The 21,111-nt window shown below is 60.1% G+C and carries 18 protein-coding genes; 12 read left to right on the forward strand and 6 right to left on the reverse strand.

All coding sequences use genetic code 11. From position 1 onward, the window contains the following. Positions 1 to 6 precede the first annotated feature (6 nt). From J7E41_RS21685 to nuoN, 12 genes are all read left to right on the forward strand, one after another. A complete protein-coding gene (locus J7E41_RS21685; protein WP_155583991.1) occupies positions 7 to 681 on the forward strand; it encodes a NuoB/complex I 20 kDa subunit family protein in 675 nt (224 codons plus the stop codon). 71 nt (positions 682 to 752) lie between these two features. Beyond that, positions 753 to 2,537 (forward strand): NADH-quinone oxidoreductase subunit C/D, encoded by a 1,785-nt coding sequence (gene nuoC, locus J7E41_RS21690; protein ID WP_214996085.1) that lies wholly within the window; start codon positions 753 to 755, stop codon positions 2,535 to 2,537. 2 nt (positions 2,538 to 2,539) lie between these two features. Further along, positions 2,540 to 3,037 (forward strand): NADH-quinone oxidoreductase subunit NuoE, encoded by a 498-nt coding sequence (gene nuoE / locus J7E41_RS21695; RefSeq protein WP_214996086.1) that lies wholly within the window; start codon positions 2,540 to 2,542, stop codon positions 3,035 to 3,037. Continuing rightward, positions 3,034 to 4,389, forward strand: a complete 1,356-nt coding sequence (gene nuoF, locus J7E41_RS21700; RefSeq protein ID WP_214996088.1) for an NADH-quinone oxidoreductase subunit NuoF — start codon at positions 3,034 to 3,036, stop codon at positions 4,387 to 4,389. Before nuoE ends, nuoF begins: the two co-directional genes overlap by 4 nt. A gap of 135 nt (positions 4,390 to 4,524) precedes the next feature. Continuing rightward, positions 4,525 to 7,239: an NADH-quinone oxidoreductase subunit NuoG gene (gene nuoG / locus J7E41_RS21705; RefSeq protein WP_214996090.1), complete on the forward strand. Its 2,715-nt coding sequence runs from the start codon at positions 4,525 to 4,527 to the stop codon at positions 7,237 to 7,239. Then, on the forward strand, positions 7,236 to 8,243 hold the full coding sequence (gene nuoH, locus J7E41_RS21710) for an NADH-quinone oxidoreductase subunit NuoH (protein ID WP_214996092.1): 1,008 nt from the start codon (positions 7,236 to 7,238) through the stop codon (positions 8,241 to 8,243). Before nuoG ends, nuoH begins: the two co-directional genes overlap by 4 nt. A gap of 11 nt (positions 8,244 to 8,254) precedes the next feature. Beyond that, the gene (nuoI, locus tag J7E41_RS21715) at positions 8,255 to 8,803 is read left to right on the forward strand and encodes an NADH-quinone oxidoreductase subunit NuoI (RefSeq protein ID WP_214996094.1); all 549 of its coding nucleotides are present in this window, start codon (positions 8,255 to 8,257) and stop codon (positions 8,801 to 8,803) included. A gap of 9 nt (positions 8,804 to 8,812) precedes the next feature. Further along, complete coding sequence (gene nuoJ, locus J7E41_RS21720; protein ID WP_214996096.1) at positions 8,813 to 9,316, forward strand: NADH-quinone oxidoreductase subunit J; 504 nt, start codon at positions 8,813 to 8,815, stop codon at positions 9,314 to 9,316. A 2-nt stretch (positions 9,317 to 9,318) separates the two neighbouring features. After that, the gene (gene nuoK / locus J7E41_RS21725; protein WP_003219560.1) at positions 9,319 to 9,627 is read left to right on the forward strand and encodes an NADH-quinone oxidoreductase subunit NuoK; all 309 of its coding nucleotides are present in this window, start codon (positions 9,319 to 9,321) and stop codon (positions 9,625 to 9,627) included. Further along, the gene (nuoL, locus tag J7E41_RS21730; protein ID WP_214996099.1) at positions 9,624 to 11,477 is read left to right on the forward strand and encodes an NADH-quinone oxidoreductase subunit L; all 1,854 of its coding nucleotides are present in this window, start codon (positions 9,624 to 9,626) and stop codon (positions 11,475 to 11,477) included. Before nuoK ends, nuoL begins: the two co-directional genes overlap by 4 nt. A gap of 40 nt (positions 11,478 to 11,517) precedes the next feature. Continuing rightward, positions 11,518 to 13,050: an NADH-quinone oxidoreductase subunit M gene (nuoM, locus tag J7E41_RS21735; protein WP_214996100.1), complete on the forward strand. Its 1,533-nt coding sequence runs from the start codon at positions 11,518 to 11,520 to the stop codon at positions 13,048 to 13,050. Between the two features lie 7 nt (positions 13,051 to 13,057). Then, entirely contained in the window at positions 13,058 to 14,521 is a 1,464-nt protein-coding gene (nuoN, locus tag J7E41_RS21740; RefSeq protein ID WP_214996101.1) for an NADH-quinone oxidoreductase subunit NuoN, read from the forward strand. A 364-nt stretch (positions 14,522 to 14,885) separates the two neighbouring features. On the opposite strand, the gene J7E41_RS21745 is transcribed toward nuoN, so the two are convergent. The 6 genes from J7E41_RS21745 to J7E41_RS21770 are packed head-to-tail and all read right to left on the reverse strand — an operon-like array spanning position 14,886 to position 20,822. Next, positions 14,886 to 16,628, reverse strand: a complete 1,743-nt coding sequence (locus tag J7E41_RS21745; protein ID WP_214996102.1) for an ABC transporter substrate-binding protein — start codon at positions 16,626 to 16,628, stop codon at positions 14,886 to 14,888. Positions 16,629 to 16,673: 45 nt separating this feature from the next. Beyond that, positions 16,674 to 16,946: a DUF2160 domain-containing protein gene (locus tag J7E41_RS21750; protein WP_214996103.1), complete on the reverse strand. Its 273-nt coding sequence runs from the start codon at positions 16,944 to 16,946 to the stop codon at positions 16,674 to 16,676. A 10-nt stretch (positions 16,947 to 16,956) separates the two neighbouring features. Further along, on the reverse strand, positions 16,957 to 17,757 hold the full coding sequence (locus J7E41_RS21755; protein ID WP_169354111.1) for a carbohydrate ABC transporter permease: 801 nt from the start codon (positions 17,755 to 17,757) through the stop codon (positions 16,957 to 16,959). Positions 17,758 to 17,767: 10 nt separating this feature from the next. Then, positions 17,768 to 18,634, reverse strand: coding sequence for a carbohydrate ABC transporter permease (locus J7E41_RS21760; protein ID WP_169354110.1), 867 nt, complete (start codon positions 18,632 to 18,634; stop codon positions 17,768 to 17,770). Next, positions 18,631 to 19,728 carry an ABC transporter ATP-binding protein gene (locus J7E41_RS21765; RefSeq protein WP_214996104.1) on the reverse strand — a complete coding sequence of 366 codons (1,098 nt, stop codon included), beginning with the start codon at positions 19,726 to 19,728 and terminating at the stop codon, positions 18,631 to 18,633. The genes J7E41_RS21760 and J7E41_RS21765 overlap by 4 nt, the downstream gene beginning before the upstream one ends. Beyond that, positions 19,728 to 20,822, reverse strand: a complete 1,095-nt coding sequence (locus tag J7E41_RS21770) for an ABC transporter ATP-binding protein (RefSeq protein ID WP_214996105.1) — start codon at positions 20,820 to 20,822, stop codon at positions 19,728 to 19,730. The genes J7E41_RS21765 and J7E41_RS21770 overlap by 1 nt, the downstream gene beginning before the upstream one ends. Positions 20,823 to 21,111 lie beyond the last annotated feature (289 nt).

Genomic DNA, 21,111 nt, shown 5'->3' on the forward strand with positions numbered 1-21,111 from the left:
TTGGCGATGCAATACAATCTCACCAGGATCGACCCGGATGCTCCTAACGAGCAATACCCCATCGGCGAACGGGAAACTGTTTCCGATCCGTTAGAAGACCAAGTCCACAAAAACATCTACATGGGCAAGCTGGAAGACGTGCTGAATGGCGCGGTCAACTGGGGGCGTAAAAACTCCCTGTGGCCGTACAACTTCGGTCTGTCCTGCTGCTATGTGGAAATGACCACCGCCTTCACGGCGCCCCACGACATCGCGCGCTTTGGCGCCGAAGTTATCCGGGCATCGCCGCGTCAGGCGGACTTCATGGTTATCGCCGGAACCTGCTTTATCAAGATGGCGCCGATCATTCAGCGTCTCTACGAGCAAATGCTCGAGCCAAAGTGGGTTATCTCCATGGGTTCGTGCGCCAACTCCGGTGGCATGTACGACATCTACTCCGTGGTTCAAGGGGTGGACAAGTTCCTGCCCGTGGACGTCTACGTGCCTGGCTGCCCGCCCCGCCCTGAAGCATTCCTGCAAGGCTTGATGCTATTGCAGGAATCGATTGGCAAGGAGCGTCGCCCGCTTTCCTGGGTCGTCGGTGATCAAGGCGTGTACCGCGCCGAGATGCCTTCGCAAAAGGAACAGCGCCGCGAACAGCGAATCGCAGTCACCAATCTGCGCAGCCCCGACGAAGTCTGATCCAGCCCGCTTCTTTTATAGAACGAAAACCTGGCCTCATTCTTTACGTTGACCGAAAGCGATAAAAAACCATGACTACAGGCAGTGCTCTGTATATCCCGCCTTATAAGGCAGACGACCAGGATGTGGTCGTCGAACTCAATAACCGTTTTGGCCCTGACGCCTTCACCGCCCAGGCCACACGCACCGGTATGCCGGTGCTGTGGGTGGCGCGTGCCAGGCTCGTCGAAGTCCTGAGCTTCCTGCGTAACCTGCCCAAGCCGTACGTCATGCTCTATGACCTGCATGGCGTGGACGAGCGTCTGCGCACCAAGCGCCAGGGTCTGCCGAGCGGCGCCGATTTCACCGTGTTCTACCACCTGATGTCGCTGGAACGTAACAGCGACGTGATGATCAAGGTGGCCCTCTCCGAGAGCGACCTGAGCGTTCCGACCGTGACCGGTATCTGGCCAAACGCCAACTGGTACGAGCGTGAAGTGTGGGACATGTTCGGTATCGACTTCCCGGGCCACCCGCACCTGTCGCGCATCATGATGCCGCCGACTTGGGAAGGTCACCCGCTGCGCAAGGACTTCCCTGCCCGCGCCACCGAATTCGACCCATTCAGCCTGACCCTCGCCAAGCAGCAGCTTGAAGAAGAGGCTGCACGCTTCCGTCCGGAAGACTGGGGCATGAAACGCTCCGGTACCAACGAGGACTACATGTTCCTCAACCTGGGCCCGAACCACCCTTCGGCTCACGGTGCCTTCCGCATCATCCTGCAACTGGATGGCGAAGAAATCGTCGACTGCGTGCCGGACGTCGGTTACCACCACCGTGGTGCCGAGAAGATGGCCGAGCGTCAGTCCTGGCACAGCTTCATCCCGTACACCGACCGTATCGACTACCTCGGCGGCGTGATGAACAACCTGCCGTACGTGCTCTCGGTCGAGAAGCTGGCGGGCATCAAGGTGCCGGACCGGGTCGATACCATCCGCATCATGATGGCCGAGTTCTTCCGGATCACCAGCCACCTGCTGTTCCTGGGTACCTATATCCAGGACGTCGGCGCCATGACCCCGGTGTTCTTCACCTTCACCGACCGTCAGCGCGCCTACAAGGTCATCGAAGCCATCACCGGTTTCCGTCTGCACCCGGCCTGGTACCGCATCGGCGGTGTCGCACACGACCTGCCGAACGGCTGGGAGCGTCTGGTCAAGGAATTCATCGACTGGATGCCCAAGCGTCTGGACGAGTACCAGAAAGCCGCCCTGGACAACAGCATCCTCAAGGGTCGTACCATCGGCGTCGCCGCCTACAACACCAAAGAAGCCCTGGAATGGGGCGTCACCGGTGCTGGCCTGCGTTCCACCGGTTGCGATTTCGACCTGCGCAAGGCGCGTCCGTACTCCGGCTACGAGAACTTCGAATTTGAAGTTCCGCTGGCGGCCAACGGCGATGCCTACGACCGTTGCATCGTGCGCGTCGAAGAAATGCGCCAGAGCCTGAAAATCATCGAGCAGTGCATGCGCAACATGCCGGCTGGCCCGTACAAGGCGGATCACCCGCTGACCACGCCGCCGCCGAAAGAACGCACGCTGCAGCACATCGAGACCTTGATCACGCACTTCCTGCAAGTTTCGTGGGGCCCGGTCATGCCGGCCAACGAGTCCTTCCAGATGATTGAAGCGACCAAGGGCATCAACAGTTATTACCTGACGAGCGATGGCGGCACCATGAGCTACCGCACCCGGATTCGTACCCCAAGCTTCCCGCACCTGCAGCAGATCCCCTCGGTGATCAAAGGTGAAATGGTCGCGGACTTGATTGCGTACCTGGGTAGTATCGATTTCGTTATGGCCGACGTGGACCGCTAAGCATGAATAGCACGCTTATCCAGACAGACCGTTTCACCTTGAGTGAAACCGAGCGCTCGGCCATCGAGCACGAGCTGCATCACTACGAAGACCCGCGCGCGGCGTCGATCGAAGCCTTGAAGATCGTCCAGAAGGAACGTGGCTGGGTGCCGGACGGCGCCCTCTACGCCATCGGCGAGCTGCTGGGCATCCCCGCCAGCGACGTTGAAGGCGTGGCGACGTTCTATAGCCAGATCTTCCGCCAGCCGGTGGGCCGCCACATCATTCGCGTATGCGACAGCATGGTCTGCTACATCGGCGGCCACGAATCCGTGGTCAGCGAAATCCAGAGCAAGCTGGGCATCGGCCTGGGCCAGACCACCGCTGACGGCCGCTTCACGCTGCTGCCAGTGTGTTGCCTGGGCAACTGCGACAAGGCGCCGGCGTTGATGATCGACGACGACACATTCGGTGACGTACAGCCTGCTGGCGTCACCCAATTGCTCGAGGGCTACCCATGACCCTGACTTCCTTCGGTCCTGCCAACCGTATCAAGCGGTCGGCCGAGACTCACCCGCTGACCTGGCGCCTGCGTGACGACGGCGAAGCCGTATGGCTCGACGAGTACCAGGCCAAGAACGGCTACGCTGCCGCCCGTAAAGCCTTTGCCGACATGGCCCAGGACGACATCGTCCAGACCGTGAAAGATGCAGGCTTGAAAGGCCGTGGCGGCGCAGGCTTCCCCACGGGTGTGAAGTGGGGCCTGATGCCCAAGGACGAATCCATCAACATCCGCTACCTGCTGTGCAACGCGGATGAAATGGAGCCCAACACCTGGAAAGACCGCATGCTGATGGAGCAACTGCCCCATCTGCTGATCGAAGGCATGCTGATCAGTGCTCGCGCGCTGAAAACCTACCGTGGCTACATCTTCCTGCGGGGCGAATACACCACCGCCGCCAAGCACCTCAACCGTGCAGTGGAAGAAGCCAAGGCCGCTGGCCTGCTGGGTAAAAACATCCTGGGCAGCGGTTTTGATTTCGAGCTGTTCGTGCACACCGGCGCCGGGCGTTACATCTGCGGTGAAGAAACCGCACTGATCAACTCCCTCGAAGGCCGCCGCGCCAACCCGCGTTCCAAGCCGCCCTTCCCTGCCGCCGTGGGCGTGTGGGGCAAGCCGACGTGCGTGAACAACGTTGAAACCCTGTGCAACGTGCCGGCGATCATCGCCGACGGCGTGGACTGGTACAAATCGTTGGCCCGTGAAGGCAGTGAAGACATGGGCACCAAGCTCATGGGCTTCTCCGGCAAGGTCAAGAATCCTGGCCTGTGGGAGCTGCCTTTCGGCGTCACCGGTCGCGAGCTGTTCGAAGACTACGCCGGCGGCATGCGCGACGGTTACACCCTCAAGGCCTGGCAGCCTGGTGGCGCCGGTACCGGCTTCCTGTTGCCCGAGCACCTGGACGCACAAATGTATGCCGGCGGCATCGCCAAGGTGGGCACCCGTATGGGGACCGGCCTGGCCATGGCGGTGGACAACACCGTCAACATGGTGTCGTTGCTGCGCAACATGGAAGAGTTCTTCTCCCGCGAATCCTGCGGCTTCTGCACCCCTTGCCGCGACGGCCTGCCATGGAGCGTCAAGCTTCTGCGCGCCATCGAGAACGGTGAAGGCCAGGCCGGTGATATCGAGACCCTGCTGGGTCTGGTCGGCTTCCTCGGCCCAGGCAAGACCTTCTGTGCTCACGCACCGGGCGCCGTGGAACCATTGGGCAGCGCAATCAAATACTTCCGCTCGGAGTTCGAAGCCGGCATCGCGCCCAAAAGCGCCGCCGTCCCGCCTCTGGCAAGGCCGATCGTAGTCGGCGCGTAATGCTTAAAAAAGCGAAGGGTCTGTGCCCTTCGCTTTCTCATGTGCTGACGCCTTGATGGCTGTGTTGATGCACATGAATAACAAGATTCCATTAGCCACGCCCGCTGACACCGGGCCAACGAAGAACTTTGAACCATGGCCACTATCCACGTAGACGGCAAAGAGCTCGAAGTCGATGGGGCAGACAACCTGTTACAGGCGTGTCTGTCGCTAGGCCTCGACATCCCATATTTCTGCTGGCACCCCGCCCTCGGCAGTGTTGGCGCTTGCCGCCAGTGCGCGGTCAAGCAGTACACCGACGAGAACGACACCCGTGGTCGTATCGTCATGTCCTGCATGACGCCCGCCACCGACGGCAGCTGGATCTCCATCGAAGACGAAGAAGCGAAAGTATTTCGCGCCAGCGTCGTCGAATGGCTGATGACCAACCACCCCCACGACTGCCCGGTCTGTGAGGAAGGCGGTCACTGCCACCTGCAAGACATGACGGTGATGACCGGCCACAACGAGCGCCGGTATCGCTTCACCAAGCGCACCCACCAGAACCAGCAACTGGGCCCGTTCATTTCCCACGAAATGAACCGCTGCATCGCTTGCTACCGCTGCGTGCGCTTCTATAAAGACTACGCTGGCGGCACCGACCTCGGTGTATTCGGCGCCCACGACAACGTGTACTTCGGTCGAGTTGAAGACGGCACCTTGGAAAGCGAGTTCTCCGGCAACCTCACCGAGGTCTGCCCGACCGGTGTATTCACCGACAAGACTCACTCCGAGCGCTATAACCGTAAGTGGGACATGCAGTTTTCGCCGAGCATCTGCCATGGCTGCTCCAGCGGTTGCAACATCTCCCCGGGCGAGCGCTACGGCGAACTGCGTCGGATCGAAAACCGCTTCAATGGTTCGGTCAACCAGTACTTCCTGTGCGACCGTGGCCGTTTCGGCTATGGCTACGTCAACCGCGAAGACCGCCCTCGTCAGCCGCTGCTGGCCGATGGCGCCAAGCTGAGCCTGGACGAAGCACTGGATAAAGCCGCTGACCTGCTACGTGGTCGCAATATCGTCGGTATCGGTTCGCCCCGTGCCAGCCTCGAAAGCAACTACGCGTTGCGCGAGCTGGTCGGCGCCGAGCACTTCTACTCCGGTATTGAAGCCTCCGAGCTGGAGCGCATCCGTCTGGTCCTGCAAGTGCTGAACGACAGCCCGCTGCCGGTTCCGAACATGCGCGACATCGAAGACCACGACGCGATCTTCGTCCTCGGTGAAGACTTGACCCAGACCGCCGCTCGCATGGCCCTGGCCCTGCGCCAGTCGGTCAAGGGCAAGGCCGAAGACATGGCTGACGCCATGCGCGTCCAGCCTTGGCTCGACGCTGCGGTGAAAAATATCGGCCAGCACGCGCTGAACCCGCTGTTCATCGCAAGCCTGGCTGAAACCAAGCTCGACGACATCGCTGAAGAATGCGTACACGCAGCGCCCGACGACCTGGCCCGCATCGGTTTCGCCGTGGCCCACGCCCTCGACGCCAGTGCCCCTGCCGTTGAAGGCCTGGACGCTGAAGCCGTTGAACTGGCCAAGCGCATCGCCGATGCCCTGCTGACGGCCAAGCGCCCACTGATCATCGCCGGTACCTCCCTGGGTTCCAAAGCGCTGATCGAAGCCGCTGCCAACATCGCCAAGGCCTTGAAGCTACGTGAGAAGAACGGTTCCATCAGCCTGATCGTGCCGGAAGCCAACAGCCTCGGCCTGGCCATGCTCGGTGGCGAATCGCTTGATGCTGCTTTGCAAGCCGTGATCGACGGCAGTAGCGATGCCATCGTAGTGCTGGAAAACGACCTGTACACCCGCACTGATTCGGCCAAGGTCGACGCAGCGCTGAACGCAGCCAAAGTACTGATCGTTGCCGATCACCAGAAAACCGCCACCAGCGACCGTGCTGACCTGGTCCTGCCAGCGGCGAGCTTTGCCGAAGGCGACGGTACGCTGGTCAGCCAGGAAGGCCGCGCCCAGCGCTTCTTCCAGGTCTTCGATCCGAAGTACATGGACGCCAGCATTCTGGTTCACGAAGGCTGGCGCTGGCTGCATGCCCTGCGCGCGACCCTGCTGAACCAGCCGATCGACTGGACCCAGCTCGATCACGTGACCGCAGCCGTCGCCGCCAGCGCACCGCAGCTTGCCCGGATTGTCGACGCAGCACCGTCCGCCGCGTTCCGCATCAAAGGCATGAAACTGGCCCGCGAACCGCTGCGTTACTCCGGTCGTACCGCCATGCGCGCAGACATCAGCGTGCACGAACCGCGTACACCACAAGACAACGACACCGCGTTCAACTTCTCCATGGAAGGTTACTCGGGTTCGGTCGAGCCACGTCAGCAGGTGCCTTTTGCCTGGTCGCCGGGCTGGAACTCGCCGCAGGCCTGGAACAAGTTCCAGGACGAAGTCGGTGGTCATATCCGCGCTGGCGACCCGGGCACCCGCCTGATCGAAAGCCAGGGTGATTCGCTGAACTGGTTCGCCGCTGTACCGCGTCCGTTCAACCCGGCCCCGGGTACCTGGCAGGTCGTACCGTTCTTCCACCTGTTCGGCAGCGAAGAGACCTCTTCCAAAGCCGCCCCGGTTCAAGAGCGCATTCCGGCTGCTTATGTATCCCTGGCCAAGTCCGAAGCCGATCGCCTGGGCGTCAACGACGGTGCCCTGCTCAGCCTGAACGTAGCCGGTCAGACCCTGCGCCTGCCGCTGCGTATCAATGAAGAGTTGGGTGCAGGCCTGGTTGCGTTGCCAGCGGGTATCGCGGGCATTCCTCCAGCCATTTTCGGCAAAACCGTTGACGGTCTGCAGGAGGCAGCGCAATGACCTGGTTCACCCCTGAAGTGATCGACGTGATCATCGCGGTCCTCAAGGCCATCGTGATCCTGTTGGCCGTGGTCGTGGCGGGCGCCCTGCTCAGCTTCGTCGAACGTCGCCTGCTGGGCTGGTGGCAGGACCGTTACGGTCCGAACCGCGTTGGCCCGTTCGGCATGTTCCAGATCGCCGCCGACATGCTGAAAATGTTCTTCAAGGAAGACTGGACCCCGCCGTTTGCCGACAAGGTGATCTTCACCCTGGCACCGGTCGTGGCCATGAGTGCCTTGCTGATTGCCTTTGCAATCATCCCGATCACCCCGACCTGGGGTGTGGCGGACCTGAACATCGGCTTGCTGTTCTTCTTTGCCATGGCCGGTCTGTCGGTCTACGCGGTGCTGTTCGCCGGTTGGGCCAGTAACAACAAGTTCGCCCTGCTGGGCAGCTTGCGGGCCTCGGCCCAGACCGTGTCCTACGAAGTGTTCATGGGCCTGGCGCTGATGGGCATCGTGGTGCAGGTTGGCTCGTTCAACATGCGCGACATCGTCGAGTACCAGGCGCAGAACCTGTGGTTCATCATTCCGCAGTTCTTCGGCTTCTGTACCTTCTTCATCGCTGGCGTGGCCGTGACTCACCGTCACCCCTTCGACCAACCGGAAGCGGAACAGGAACTGGCCGACGGTTACCACATTGAATACGCCGGCATGAAATGGGGCATGTTCTTCGTCGGTGAGTACATCGGCATCATCTTGATCTCGGCCCTGCTGGTCACGCTGTTCTTCGGTGGCTGGCACGGTCCGTTCGGCATCCTGCCGCAGTTGGCCTTCTTCTGGTTCTTCCTGAAGACCGCGTTCTTCATCATGTTGTTCATCCTGCTACGCGCTTCCATCCCGCGTCCACGGTATGACCAGGTGATGGATTTCAGCTGGAGATTCTGCCTGCCGCTGACCCTGATCAATTTGCTGGTGACTGCTGCCGTTGTGTTGTTGAACACGCCAGCAGGCGCGGTTCAGTGAGGATTTGACCCATGTTCAAATATATTGGCGACATCGTTAAGGGTACCGGTACCCAGTTGCGAAGCCTGGTGATGATATTCGGTCACGGCTTTCGCAAACGCGACACCCTGCAATACCCGGAAGAAGCGGTCTACCTGCCGCCGCGCTATCGCGGCCGTATCGTCCTGACCCGCGACCCCGACGGCGAAGAGCGCTGCGTAGCTTGCAACCTGTGCGCCGTGGCGTGCCCGGTGGGCTGCATCTCGCTGCAGAAAGCTGAAACCGAAGACGGTCGCTGGTACCCGGACTTCTTCCGCATCAACTTCTCGCGCTGCATTTTCTGCGGCCTCTGCGAGGAAGCCTGCCCGACCACCGCGATCCAGCTGACACCGGATTTCGAAATGGCCGAGTTCAAACGTCAGGACCTGGTGTACGAGAAAGAAGATCTGTTGATCTCCGGTCCCGGTAAAAACCCTGATTACAACTTCTATCGTGTTGCAGGTATGGCCATTGCCGGTAAGCCAAAAGGCTCCGCGCAAAACGAAGCCGAGCCGATCAACGTGAAGAGCTTGCTGCCTTAAGGAAGAAAGATGGAATTCGCTTTCTATTTCGCATCGGGTATTGCAGTGGTGTCCACGCTTCGCGTGATCACCAACACGAACCCCGTGCACGCCCTGCTCTACCTGATCATTTCGTTGATCGCCGTGGCCATGACCTTCTTCAGCCTCGGCGCACCGTTCGTCGGTGTACTGGAAGTGATCGCCTACGCCGGCGCCATCATGGTGCTGTTCGTGTTCGTGGTGATGATGCTCAACCTGGGGCCGGCTTCGGTCGCCCAGGAGCGCGTCTGGCTCAAGCCCGGCATCTGGCTCGGCCCGGTGATCCTGGCTGCCCTGCTGCTGGCTGAACTGCTGTATGTGCTGTTCGCTCACCAGAGCGGCCACGCGATCGGCCACACCACCGTAGACGCCAAGGCCGTGGGCATCAGCCTGTTCGGTCCGTACCTGCTGGTGGTCGAACTGGCTTCGATGCTGCTGCTCGCTGCAGCCATCACCGCCTTCCACTTGGGCCGCAACGAAGCCAAGGAGCAATGACGATGCCTGCTATCCCTTTGGAGCATGGTCTGGCGGTCGCCGGCATCCTGTTCTGCCTTGGCCTGGTCGGCCTGATGGTTCGCCGTAACATTCTGTTCGTGTTGATGAGCCTGGAAATCATGATGAACGCTGCTGCACTGGCGTTCATTGTGGCGGGTAGCCGTTGGGGCCAGCCGGATGGACAAGTCATGTTCATCCTGGTGATCAGCCTGGCAGCCGCCGAGGCCAGTATTGGCCTGGCGATCCTGCTGCAACTGTATCGTCGCTTCCACACGCTTGATATCGACGCTGCCAGTGAGATGCGCGGATGAACATGATCTTTCTGACTTTCGTATTTCCCCTGATCGGTTTCCTGTTGCTGTCGTTCTCCCGTGGACGCTGGTCGGAAAACCTCTCGGCCCTGGTCGGCGTCGGTTCCATCGGCTTGTCGGCGATTGTCGCGGCTTATGTGATCTGGCAATTCAACGTCGCACCGCCCGAAGGTGGTCACTACACCCTGGTGCTGTGGCAATGGATGTCGGTGGAGGGCTTCAAGCCCAACTTCGCCCTATACGTCGACGGCCTGTCGATCACCATGCTCGGCGTGGTCGTCGGCGTGGGCTTCCTGATCCACCTGTTCGCGTCCTGGTACATGCGCGGTGAAGCCGGTTACTCGCGCTTCTTCGCCTACACCAACCTGTTTATCGCCAGCATGCTGTTCCTGGTGCTGGGCGATAACCTGTTGTTCCTGTACTTCGGCTGGGAAGGCGTGGGCCTGTGCTCGTACCTGTTGATCGGTTTCTACTACAGCAACCGCAACAACGGTAACGCGGCACTCAAGGCCTTTATCGTCACCCGTATCGGCGACGTGTTCATGGCCATCGGTCTGTTCATCCTGTTCCAACAGGTGGGCACGCTGAACATCCAGGAACTGCTGGTGCTGGCACCGCAGAAATTCCAGGTCGGCGACTTCTGGATCACCCTGGCGACCCTAATGCTGCTGGGTGGCGCTGTCGGTAAATCCGCGCAACTGCCGCTGCAAACCTGGCTGGCAGATGCCATGGCCGGCCCTACCCCGGTTTCGGCACTGATCCACGCCGCAACCATGGTGACCGCTGGTGTCTACCTGATCGCCCGTACCCACGGCCTGTTCACCCTGGCACCGGAGATTCTGCATCTGGTTGGCCTGGTAGGTGGCGTGACCCTGGTACTGGCGGGCTTCGCGGCCCTGGTTCAGACCGACATCAAGCGCATCCTCGCCTACTCGACCATGAGCCAGATCGGCTACATGTTCCTGGCCCTGGGCGTTGGCGCCTGGGACGGCGCAATCTTCCACCTGATGACCCACGCCTTCTTCAAGGCCCTGTTGTTCCTTGCGTCCGGTGCGGTGATTGTTGCCTGCCACCACGAGCAGAACATCTTCAAGATGGGTGGCCTGTGGAAGAAACTGCCGTTGGCCTACGCCAGCTTCATCGTCGGCGGTGCGGCACTGTCTGCCTTGCCACTGGTGACCGCAGGTTTCTACTCCAAGGACGAGATCCTCTGGGAAGCCTTTGCCAGCGGCAACCAGGGTCTGCTGTACGCGGGTCTGGTAGGTGCATTCATGACCTCGCTGTACACCTTCCGCCTGATCTTCATCACGTTCCACGGTGAAGCCAAGACCGAAGCCCATGCAGGCCACGGCATTTCCCACTGGCTGCCACTGTCGGTGCTGATCATCCTGTCGACCTTTGTCGGCGCCCTGATCACCCCGCCACTGGCCGGTGTACTGCCACAAAGCGTCGGCCATGCCGGCGGCGACGCCAAGCACAGCCTGGAAATCGCCTCGGGCGCCATCGCCATCGCGGGCATCCTGCTGGCGGCCCTGCTGTTCCTCGGCAAGCGCCGCTTCGTCACCGCCATTGCCAACAGTGGCATTGGCCGCTTCCTTTCGGCCTGGTGGTTCGCTGCCTGGGGCTTCGACTGGATCTACGACAAACTGTTCGTCAAGCCTTACCTTGCGATCAGCCACGTTCTGCGCAAAGACCCGCTCGACCAGACCATCGGTTTGATCCCGCGTGCCGCCAAGGCCGGTCACACCGCCCTGAGCCGCAGCGAGACTGGCCAATTGCGTTGGTATGCGGCTTCCATGGCGGCCGGTGCCGTGCTGGTGATCGGCGCCATCGTCGTGGTAGCGGTCTGACTATGTACATTGCGAACTTGCGAAAGGAAACGAGCCCGTCATGATTCTGCCCTGGCTAATCCTGATCCCTTTTATCGGCGGCCTGCTCTGCTGGATGGGCGAGCGCTTCGGCGCTACCCTGCCCCGCTGGATTGCGTTGCTGACCATGTCCCTGGAACTCGCACTCGGCCTCTGGCTGTGGGCCCATGGCGACTATTCATTTGCTCCGGCACCGGGTGCCGATCCAACCTTCGCGCTTGAATTCAAGCACGTCTGGATCCAGCGCTTCGGCATCAACGTGCACCTGGCCCTCGACGGCCTGTCACTGTTGATGATCCTGCTGACCGGCTTGCTGGGTATCCTCTCGGTACTCTGCTCCTGGAAAGAGATTCAGCGTCACGTGGGCTTCTTCCACCTGAACCTGATGTGGATCCTGGGCGGTGTTGTCGGCGTGTTCCTTGCGCTGGACCTGTTCATGTTCTTCTTCTTCTGGGAAATGATGCTGGTGCCGATGTACTTCCTCATCGCGCTCTGGGGTCACAGTTCTTCGGACGGCAAGAAAACCCGGATCTACGCGGCGACCAAGTTCTTCATCTTCACCCAGGCTTCCGGCCTGATCATGTTGGTGGCGATCCTGGGTCTGGTACTGGTCAACTTCAACAGCACGGGCGTGATTACGTTCAACTACGCCGACCTGTTGAAAACCAAGATGTCCCTGACCACCGAGTACATCCTGATGCTGGGCTTCTTCATCGCGTTCGCGGTGAAGCTGCCGGTGGTGCCGTTTCACTCCTGGCTGCCTGATGCTCACGCCCAGGCGCCGACTGCGGGCTCCGTGGACCTGGCGGGTATCCTGCTGAAGACCGCTGCATATGGTCTGCTGCGTTTCGCCCTGCCGCTGTTCCCGAATGCCTCGGCCGAGTTTGCGCCGATCGCCATGACCCTCGGTCTGATCGGGATCTTCTACGGTGCGTTCCTGGCGTTCGCCCAGACCGACATCAAGCGTCTGATTGCCTTCTCGTCCGTTTCCCACATGGGCTTCGTACTGATCGGCATCTATTCCGGCAGCCAACTGGCGCTGCAAGGCGCAGTGATCCAGATGTTGGCTCACGGTGTTTCGGCAGCCGCACTGTTTATCCTCAGTGGTCAGTTGTACGAACGTCTGCACACCCGTGACATGCGTGAGATGGGTGGCGTGTGGTCGCGTATCGCTTACCTGCCGGCCATCAGCCTGTTCTTCGCCGCCGCATCCCTGGGCTTGCCGGGTACCGGTAACTTCATCGGCGAGTTCCTGATCCTGATGGGAGCCTTCGTACAGACGCCTTGGATCAGCGCAATTGCTACCTCTGGCCTGGTGTTCGGCTCGGTCTACTCGCTGATCATGATTCACCGTGCCTACTTCGGTCCGGCCAAGTCGGACACCGTGCTGCACGGCATGGATGCTCGCGAACTGATCATGGTGCTCGGCCTTGCGGTGTTGCTGATCTACATCGGCGTTTACCCGCAACCGTTCCTGGATACTTCTGCCGCAACGATGCATGGCGTGCAGCAATGGTTCAGCACCGCCTTCACTCAACTCGCTTCGGCCCGGTAAGAGCGCTATGGAATTCACGATCCAACACTTTATCGCGCTTGCGCCGCTGCTGATCTCCAGCCTCACCGTTGTGGTGGTGATGCTGGCGATCGCATGGCGCCGCAACCACTCACAGACCTTCCTGATTTCCGTGGCAGGCCTGAACCTGGCCTTGCTGTCGATTATCCCGGCACTCAAGGTCGCACCGCTGGCGGTCACTCCGCTGTTGATGGTCGATGATTTCGCGCTGCTGTATATCGCGCTGATCCTCGTCGCCACCCTCGCCTGTGTCACCCTCGCCCACGCCTACCTCGGCGAAGGCGGCACCGGTTACCCCGGCAACAAGGAAGAGCTGTACCTGTTGATCCTGCTGGCGGCTACCGGCGGTATCGTATTGGTCAGCGCGCAGCACCTGGCCGGCTTGTTCATCGGCCTGGAACTGCTGTCGATCCCGGTCTACGGCCTGGTGGCTTATGCCTTCTTCAACAAGCGCTCCCTGGAAGCCGGCATCAAGTACATGGTGCTGTCGGCGGCCGGTTCCGCGTTCCTGTTGTTCGGTATGGCCCTGCTGTACGCAGAAGCCGGCAGCCTTAGCTTCAGCGGTATCGGTCACGCCCTGACAGCTTCCGGCAGCCCTGCGCCACTCGCCCAACTGGGCCTGGCCATGATGCTGATCGGCCTGGCGTTCAAGCTGTCGCTGGTGCCGTTCCACCTGTGGACCCCGGACGTGTACGAAGGCGCCCCGGCGCCGGTGGCCGCGTTCCTGGCTACCGCTTCGAAAGTCGCCGTGTTTGCCGTCATGGTGCGTCTGTTCCAGATCTCCCCTGCGGCCAACACCGGTGTACTCAGCAACGTACTGACCATCATCGCCATCGCCTCGATCCTGTTCGGTAACCTGCTGGCGCTGACCCAGAACAACCTCAAGCGTCTGCTGGGTTATTCATCCATCGCCCACTTCGGTTACCTGTTGATCGCCCTGGTGGCGAGCAAAGGTCTGGCGATGGAAGCCATCGGCGTGTACTTGGTCACTTACGTGATCACCAGCCTTGGCGCGTTCGGCGTGATCACGCTGATGTCCTCGCCTTACAAAGGCCGTGACGCCGATGCCTTGTACGAATACCGCGGCCTGTTCTGGCGTCGTCCGTACCTGACCGCCGTGCTGACCGTGATGATGCTGTCCCTGGCCGGTATCCCGCTGACCGCCGGCTTCATCGGCAAGTTCTACATTGTGGCTACCGGCGTTGAAGCTCACGAATGGTGGCTCGTCGCGTCCCTGGTGTTGGGTAGCGCCATTGGCGTCTTCTACTACCTGCGCGTGATGGTGACCCTGTACCTGATCGAGCCAAACCTGCGCCGTGTGGACGCCGAGCTGCACTGGGAACAGAAAGCGGGCGGCGTGATGCTGCTGGCAATCGCCCTGCTGGCGTTCTTCCTGGGCGTCTACCCACAACCGTTGCTCACCCTGGTGCAGCATGCGGTGATGGCGGGTTGATCGCTTAGCAGCAAGCAGTAAATAAAACGGCACCTTCGGGTGCCGTTTTGTGTTTCTGGGGAAGAGATGTGTGGTGCCACTTCTACCGCCATCGCGGCATGGGTATCTACACATTTCTTGCTCCCCTGAAACCCTGTAGCCGCTGCCGAGGCACGAGGCTGCGATGCGGTCCGCAGGACCGCCCCGGGGGCCGCTTCGCTGCCCATCGCAGCCTCGTGCCTCGGCAGCGGCTACAGGTTTTTCGCAGGACTCAAAAGATGTGTAGATACCTATGACCATCGCGGGCTTTCCCGCGATGGCGATAATCTAAACACCACAAAAAACGGCACCTTCACGGAGCCGTTTTTTATCACGGCCCTACTCCTTACTTACGCGCCGCCTCCCACGACTTGAGCAAGTCGTTGTAGCTGACCGTTTCGCCCTTGGGCTTCTCGTTCGCCAACTTCGGCTTCGGTGCCCCTGGCTGATCAAACCAGTATTGTGCATCCCGCTCCGGATTCATCTTCGGACCGCAAACAGGCTGCACCTTGGAGCGCTCCAGGCGCGTCATGATGGCATCCTGATCCTTGGCCAAACCGTCCAGCGCCTGCTGCGGAGTCTTCTCGCCGCTGGCGGCTTCCGAGATGTGGCTCCACCACAGTTGCGCCAGGCGTGGATAGTCCGGCACGTTGGTCCCGGTCGGCGTCCATTGCACCCGCGCCGGGCTGCGATAGAACTCCACCAACCCGCCGAGTTTCGGTGCCAGGTCGGTCATGGCCTGGGAGTTGATGTCGGATTCGCGGATCGGTGTCAGGCCAACAATGGTTTTCTTCAGCGATACGGTTTTCGAGGTCACGAACTGCGCATAGAGCCAGGCCGCGAGTTTTTGCTTCTCCGGCGTGGATTTGAGGAACGTCCAGGAACCCACGTCCTGATACCCCAGTTTCATGCCCTCCTCCCAGTACGGCCCACGCGGCGACGGCGCCATGCGCCATTTCGGTGTGCCGTCGGCATTCATCACTGGCAGGCCGGGTTTGGTCATGTCAGCAGTAAAGGCGGTGTACCAGAAGATCTGCTGGGCGATATTGCCCTGGGACGGCACCGGGCCGGATTCGGAGAAGGTCATGCCCGCCGCTTCCGGTGGCGCATAGGCCCGCAGCCAGTCGACATACTTCTGCGTGGCAAACACTGCCGCCGGGCCGTTGGTGTCGCCACCACGGGTCACGCTGGAGCCCACCGGGTGGCAATCCTCGACGCGAATGCCCCACTCGTCCACCGGCAAGCCATTAGGTAGGCCCTTGTCGCCACCACCGGCCATGGAGAACCAGGCATCGGTGAAACGCCAACCCAGGGACGGGTCTTTCTTGCCGTAGTCCATGTGCCCGTAGACGCGCTTGCCGTCGATCTCCTTGACGTCTTCGCTGAAGAACTTGGCAATGTCTTCATAGGCCGACCAGTTCACCGGCACGCCCAGGTCGTAGCCGTACTTTTCCTTGAACTTGGCTTTCAGGTCCGGCCGTTCGAACCAGTCGGCGCGGAACCAGTACAGATTGGCGAACTGCTGGTCGGGCAATTGATAGATCTTGCCGTCTGGCGCTGTCGTGAACGAGATACCAATGAAATCCTTGATATCCAGAGTCGGCGACGTGAAGTCTTTACCTTCATTGGCCATCAGGTCGGTGATGGATGCGGTCTTGCCATAGCGAAAGTGCGTGCCGATCAGGTCCGAGTCGTTGACCCAGCCGTCATAGATATTCTTGTCGGATTGCATCTGGGTCTGCAGTTTTTCCACCACGTCGCCTTCCTGCAGCAGGTCGTGGGTCAGCTTGATCCCGGTGATTTCACTGAAGGCCTTGGCCAGCACCTTGGACTCGTACTCGTGGGTGGTGAGGGTTTCCGACACCACGTTGATCTTCATCCCACGAAACGGCTCGGACGCCTTGATAAACCACTTCAACTCGTCGAGTTGCTGGGCTTGGGTAAGGGTCGACGGCTTGAACTCGCTGCCGATCCATTTTTTCGCGGCGTCCTCGTAAGCATCGGCCCAGGCCGTGGCGCTCAGGCCGCTGAGGGCCAGTACGGCGGCCAATGAAATGCTATGTCGCAGCTTATTGTTTTTATCGAACATAGAGACCTCCTGGTTAAGTTCAGATGGGGATGCCAGACCCGGCCACTAGCCCCAACGCATCACAGACAACAGCCACACCACAGACAGCGCGGACGCCACCCAGATGCTCCAGCCAGTCACGCCAATCACCAGTAAATGCAGGTAGGCGCTTCCGAGAAGACCGATAAACAAGCGATCACCACGAGTGGTGCTGATCGGTAAAAAACCGCGCCGGGGAATACTCGGTGAACGCAGTTCCCAAGTGGTCATGCCCGTGAGCAACAGGGCAATGGCAACAAAAAACAGCGCAGTCGGGGTGGTCCAGGCCATCCATTCCATCATCGACTCCTCAGACCCGGCCCAGGGCAAAGCCCTTGGCCACGTGGTTGCGAACAAACCAGATCACCAGCATGCCCGGCAGGATAGTCAGCACCCCGGCGGCGGCCAGCACTCCCCAGTCAATCCCGGAGGCCGAGACCGTACGGGTCATCACTGCCGCGATGGGCTTGGCGTTCACCGAGGTCAGTGTTCGCGCCAGCAGCAGTTCGACCCAGGAAAACATGAAGCAGAAAAACGCCGTCACGCCGATCCCAGAGCCAATCAACGGGATGAAAATCTTCACGAAGAACTTGGGAAAGCTATAGCCATCAATGTAGGCGGTTTCGTCGATTTCCTTGGGCACCCCAGACATGAAGCCTTCGAGGATCCACACCGCCAGCGGCACGTTAAACAAGCAGTGGGCCAGGGCCACGGCAATGTGGGTGTCGAACAGTCCAATGGACGAATACAGCTGGAAGAATGGCAGCAGAAACACCGCAGGCGGCGCCATGCGGTTGGTCAGCAGCCAGAAAAACAGGTGCTTGTCTCCCAAAAAACGATAGCGGGAAAACGCGTAGGCCGCCGGCAGCGCCACACTCAGGGAAATCACCGTGTTCAGGCTGACGTAGTACAACGAGTTGAGATAACCGGTGTACCAACTGGGGTCGGTGAAAATCACCTTGTAGTTGGCGAACGTGAAGTCCTGGGGAAACAGTGTCAGCCCGCCGAGGATTTCGGTGTTGCTCTTGAAGGACATGTTCAGCAGCCAGTAGATCGGCACCAGCAGGAACAGGATGTAAATCAGCAGCGGCACCAGCTTGCGTTTAGTCATGATGGTGGCCTCAGCGGTTGGCGTCGGAATGGGTCATGGCGGTGTAGAACAGCCAGGACACCAACAGGATGATCAGGAAATACACCAGGGAAAACGCCGCCGCCGGGCCCAGATCGAATTGCCCTACGGCCATTTGGGTCAAGGTCTGACTCAGAAAGGTGGTGGCATTCCCCGGTCCGCCACCAGTCAGTACAAACGGTTCGGTGTAGATCATGAAGCTGTCCATGAACCGCAGCATCACCGCGATCAGCAGCACGCTCTTCAACTTCGGCAACTGGATATGTCGGAATACCGCCCAACTGGATGCCCGATCAATCCGTGCTGCCTGGTAGTACACATCCGGAATCGCCCGCAGCCCCGAGAAACACAGCAGCGCCACCAGCGACGTCCAGTGCCAGACATCCATCACCAGCACCGTGACCCAGGCATCCATAGTGTTGGCCGCGTAGTTGTAGCTGATGCCCATGGCGTTGAGTGTGGAACCGAGCAAGCCGATATCGGCCCGGCCGAAGATCTGCCAGATGGTGCCCACCACGTTCCACGGGATCAGTAGCGGAATCGCCATCACGATCAGCACCAGCGACGACCAGCGGCCCTTGGTGGGCATGGTCAGAGCGATGGCGATCCCCAGGGGAATCTCGATGATCAGCACACAGGCGGAGTAAATGAACTGGCGCAACAGCGAGTCATGCAGCCGCGGGTCCAGCAGCACCTGTTTGTACCAGTCGGCACCGACGAAATAGCGGCTGGACTGGTCGAAGATGTCCTGCACCGAATAGTTGACCACGGTCATCATCGGAATCACCGCGCTGAAGGCCACCAGCAGGAACACCGGCAGCACCAACCACCAGGCCTTGTTGTTCTGCACCTTGTTCATGGCAGGACCTCCAGCAGGTAGTCGTCGGCATACACCATCAACCATTGCGCCGGAAAGCTGATGGACGCCTGGATTTCGGGCACCGGCTTGTCTTCGGCCAGGCGCACTTTCAAGGGCGCACCGTCCAGGTCCAGGGTCATGATTTTGTAGGTGCCCAGGTCTTCGACATGTACCACCGCCGCTTGCAGCGCGTCGGCATAGGGCTCGTCCCACACATGGACGAACTCCGGACGGATGCCAACCTGCAGCTTCGTGTAGTCCGTTTCTGCGATCCGCTGCTGCAATGCCTCGGACAGTGCCAGATGAGTACCGGCAAACTTCACACCGCCGGCTTCTGCCTGCACTTCAATCAGATTCATCCCGGGGCTGCCGATGAAGTAACCGACAAAGGTATGACTCGGTCGCTCGAACAGCTCCCGGGGCGTGCCGAACTGCACGATCTGCCCGCCGTACATCACCGCGATCTTGTCGGCGAAGGTCGAAGCCTCCAACTGGTCGTGGGTGACGTAGACCATGGTGATGTTGAACTGCTCGTGGATCTGCTTGAGCTTGCGCCGCAGTTTCCACTTCAGATGCGGGTCGATCACCGTCAGCGGTTCGTCAAACAGGATCGCCGAGACGTCGTCGCGTACCAGCCCGCGGCCCATGGAGACTTTCTGCTTCTCGTCAGCGGTGAGGTTGCGGGCTTTTTTGCTCAACAGGCTTTGCAGGTCGAGGACTTCGGCGATTTCCTGCACCTTGCTGTGGACTTTCACCTCGGCCAGCCCCTGATTTCTCAAGGGAAATGCCAGGTTATCGAACACCGTCATCGTGTCGTACACCACCGGAAACTGGAACACCTGGGCAATATTGCGCTTCTCCGGGGTCAGGTCATTGACCACCTTGCTGTCGAACAGCACCTGGCCTTCGGATGGGCTGAGCAGGCCGGAGATGATATTGAGCAGGGTCGACTTGCCACAGCCTGAGGGGCCGAGCAAGGCGTAGGCGCCACCCTGCTCCCAGACGTGGTTCATTTCACGAATGGCGTAGTCCTCAGGACCTGCTGGCACAGGGTTGTAGCTATGGGCCAGGTTCTGCAAATGGATCTCGGCCATCAGGCAACCCTCGCGACACGTCGTCCGGGCGCCTGGACCAAACGCCCCAGCCCATCGAACACAAACAGTTTATGGGTGGGGATATAGATGCGGATCGGCGCATCGACATCGTACTCATGGACCCCAGACAAATGCAGCACCAGCAGGAAATGCTCGCTGCGCACATGCAGGAACGTTTCCGAACCACTGATTTCCGCAACCTCCACAGTCACCGCCAACTCCAGATCGTCATCGTTACTCGGCACCAGGCTGATATGGCTGGGGCGCACGCCAAAACGAAACTCGCCGTCACCGACGGGTCGCAGATCAACGTTCAGTGGGAAGTGCACAAAGTTGGCGAAGCTCACCTCGTTGCCACTGATTCTCCCCGGCATCAGGTTGATCGGCGGCTCGGAAAACAGCTCGGCGGCCAACACAGTTTGCGGCTGGTGATAGACCTCGGCGGCCTTGCCGCTCTGGATCACGCGGCCTTCGTGGAGAATCGTGGTGGTGCCCCCCAGGGCCAGGGCTTCGTTGGGCTCGGTGGTGGCGTAGATCGCGATGGTATGGCGCGCCTTGAACAGCTCGCGCATTTCCTGGCGCAGCTCTTCGCGCAGTTTGTAGTCCAGGTTCACCAGCGGCTCGTCAAACAGAATCAGCTCCGCGTCCTTGACCAGCGCCCGGGCCATGGCGGTGCGTTGCTGCTGGCCGCCGGACAACTCCAGGGGATGGCGCTGCAAAAACTTCTCGATACGCAGCATCTTTGCGGTTTCCAGCACCTTGCTCTGGATCTGCTCCGCCGAGACCCCGGCCTGGCGCAACGGCGAGGCGATGTTCTCGAACACGGTCATCGTCGGGTAGTTAATGAATTGCTGGTAGACCATCGACACATTGCGCAGACGCACCGGCTGCTGGGTGACGTCGACACCATTCATCAGGATGCGGCCGCTGTCGGGCTTGTCCAGGCCGGCCATCAGGCGCATCAAACTGGTCTTGCCAGAGAGAGTGCGGCCCAGCAAGACGTTGAAGGAACCGGCTTCGAAACGCAGATTGGCATCGTCGATCCAGGTCTGACCTTCGACGACGCGGGTGACATGTTCCAGGGTCAATGACATGACACGCCCTTTTTTATTATTGGAAGAGTGCTGGCGAAACGGCAGAGCGAGTTTCGTGCCAAAAGCTGAAAACCCAAGCGGATCAATGGATTGAGCAAAAAGCTGGATTCACTCCTGAACAGAAATGAACATACCGCGCTGAACAATTGAACAACTCCCGGGTTGACAATGAACAGTTCTGAACAACACTGAATAAACTTTTTTGGGTTCAACAGCCTGTACGCCGCCTTGGGGCTGCTGCGTCGCAATACTGCACAATCTCATAGCAGCCTCGTGCCTCGGCAGCGGC

It is taken from the genome of Pseudomonas fluorescens (assembly GCF_018614655.1).
Classification (GTDB): Bacteria; Pseudomonadota; Gammaproteobacteria; order Pseudomonadales; family Pseudomonadaceae; genus Aquipseudomonas; species Aquipseudomonas fluorescens_BX.

Coding starts and splice junctions, on each gene's coding strand:
- J7E41_RS21685 (WP_155583991.1), top strand. CDS start 7: ATGCAATACAATCTCACCAGGATCGACCCGGATGCTCCTAACGAGCAA.
- nuoC (WP_214996085.1), top strand. CDS start 753: ATGACTACAGGCAGTGCTCTGTATATCCCGCCTTATAAGGCAGACGAC.
- nuoE (WP_214996086.1), top strand. CDS start 2,540: ATGAATAGCACGCTTATCCAGACAGACCGTTTCACCTTGAGTGAAACC.
- nuoF (WP_214996088.1), top strand. CDS start 3,034: ATGACCCTGACTTCCTTCGGTCCTGCCAACCGTATCAAGCGGTCGGCC.
- nuoG (WP_214996090.1), top strand. CDS start 4,525: ATGGCCACTATCCACGTAGACGGCAAAGAGCTCGAAGTCGATGGGGCA.
- nuoH (WP_214996092.1), top strand. CDS start 7,236: ATGACCTGGTTCACCCCTGAAGTGATCGACGTGATCATCGCGGTCCTC.
- nuoI (WP_214996094.1), top strand. CDS start 8,255: ATGTTCAAATATATTGGCGACATCGTTAAGGGTACCGGTACCCAGTTG.
- nuoJ (WP_214996096.1), top strand. CDS start 8,813: ATGGAATTCGCTTTCTATTTCGCATCGGGTATTGCAGTGGTGTCCACG.
- nuoK (WP_003219560.1), top strand. CDS start 9,319: ATGCCTGCTATCCCTTTGGAGCATGGTCTGGCGGTCGCCGGCATCCTG.
- nuoL (WP_214996099.1), top strand. CDS start 9,624: ATGAACATGATCTTTCTGACTTTCGTATTTCCCCTGATCGGTTTCCTG.
- nuoM (WP_214996100.1), top strand. CDS start 11,518: ATGATTCTGCCCTGGCTAATCCTGATCCCTTTTATCGGCGGCCTGCTC.
- nuoN (WP_214996101.1), top strand. CDS start 13,058: ATGGAATTCACGATCCAACACTTTATCGCGCTTGCGCCGCTGCTGATC.
- J7E41_RS21745 (WP_214996102.1), bottom strand. CDS start 16,628: ATGTTCGATAAAAACAATAAGCTGCGACATAGCATTTCATTGGCCGCC.
- J7E41_RS21750 (WP_214996103.1), bottom strand. CDS start 16,946: ATGGAATGGATGGCCTGGACCACCCCGACTGCGCTGTTTTTTGTTGCC.
- J7E41_RS21755 (WP_169354111.1), bottom strand. CDS start 17,757: ATGACTAAACGCAAGCTGGTGCCGCTGCTGATTTACATCCTGTTCCTG.
- J7E41_RS21760 (WP_169354110.1), bottom strand. CDS start 18,634: ATGAACAAGGTGCAGAACAACAAGGCCTGGTGGTTGGTGCTGCCGGTG.
- J7E41_RS21765 (WP_214996104.1), bottom strand. CDS start 19,728: ATGGCCGAGATCCATTTGCAGAACCTGGCCCATAGCTACAACCCTGTG.
- J7E41_RS21770 (WP_214996105.1), bottom strand. CDS start 20,822: ATGTCATTGACCCTGGAACATGTCACCCGCGTCGTCGAAGGTCAGACC.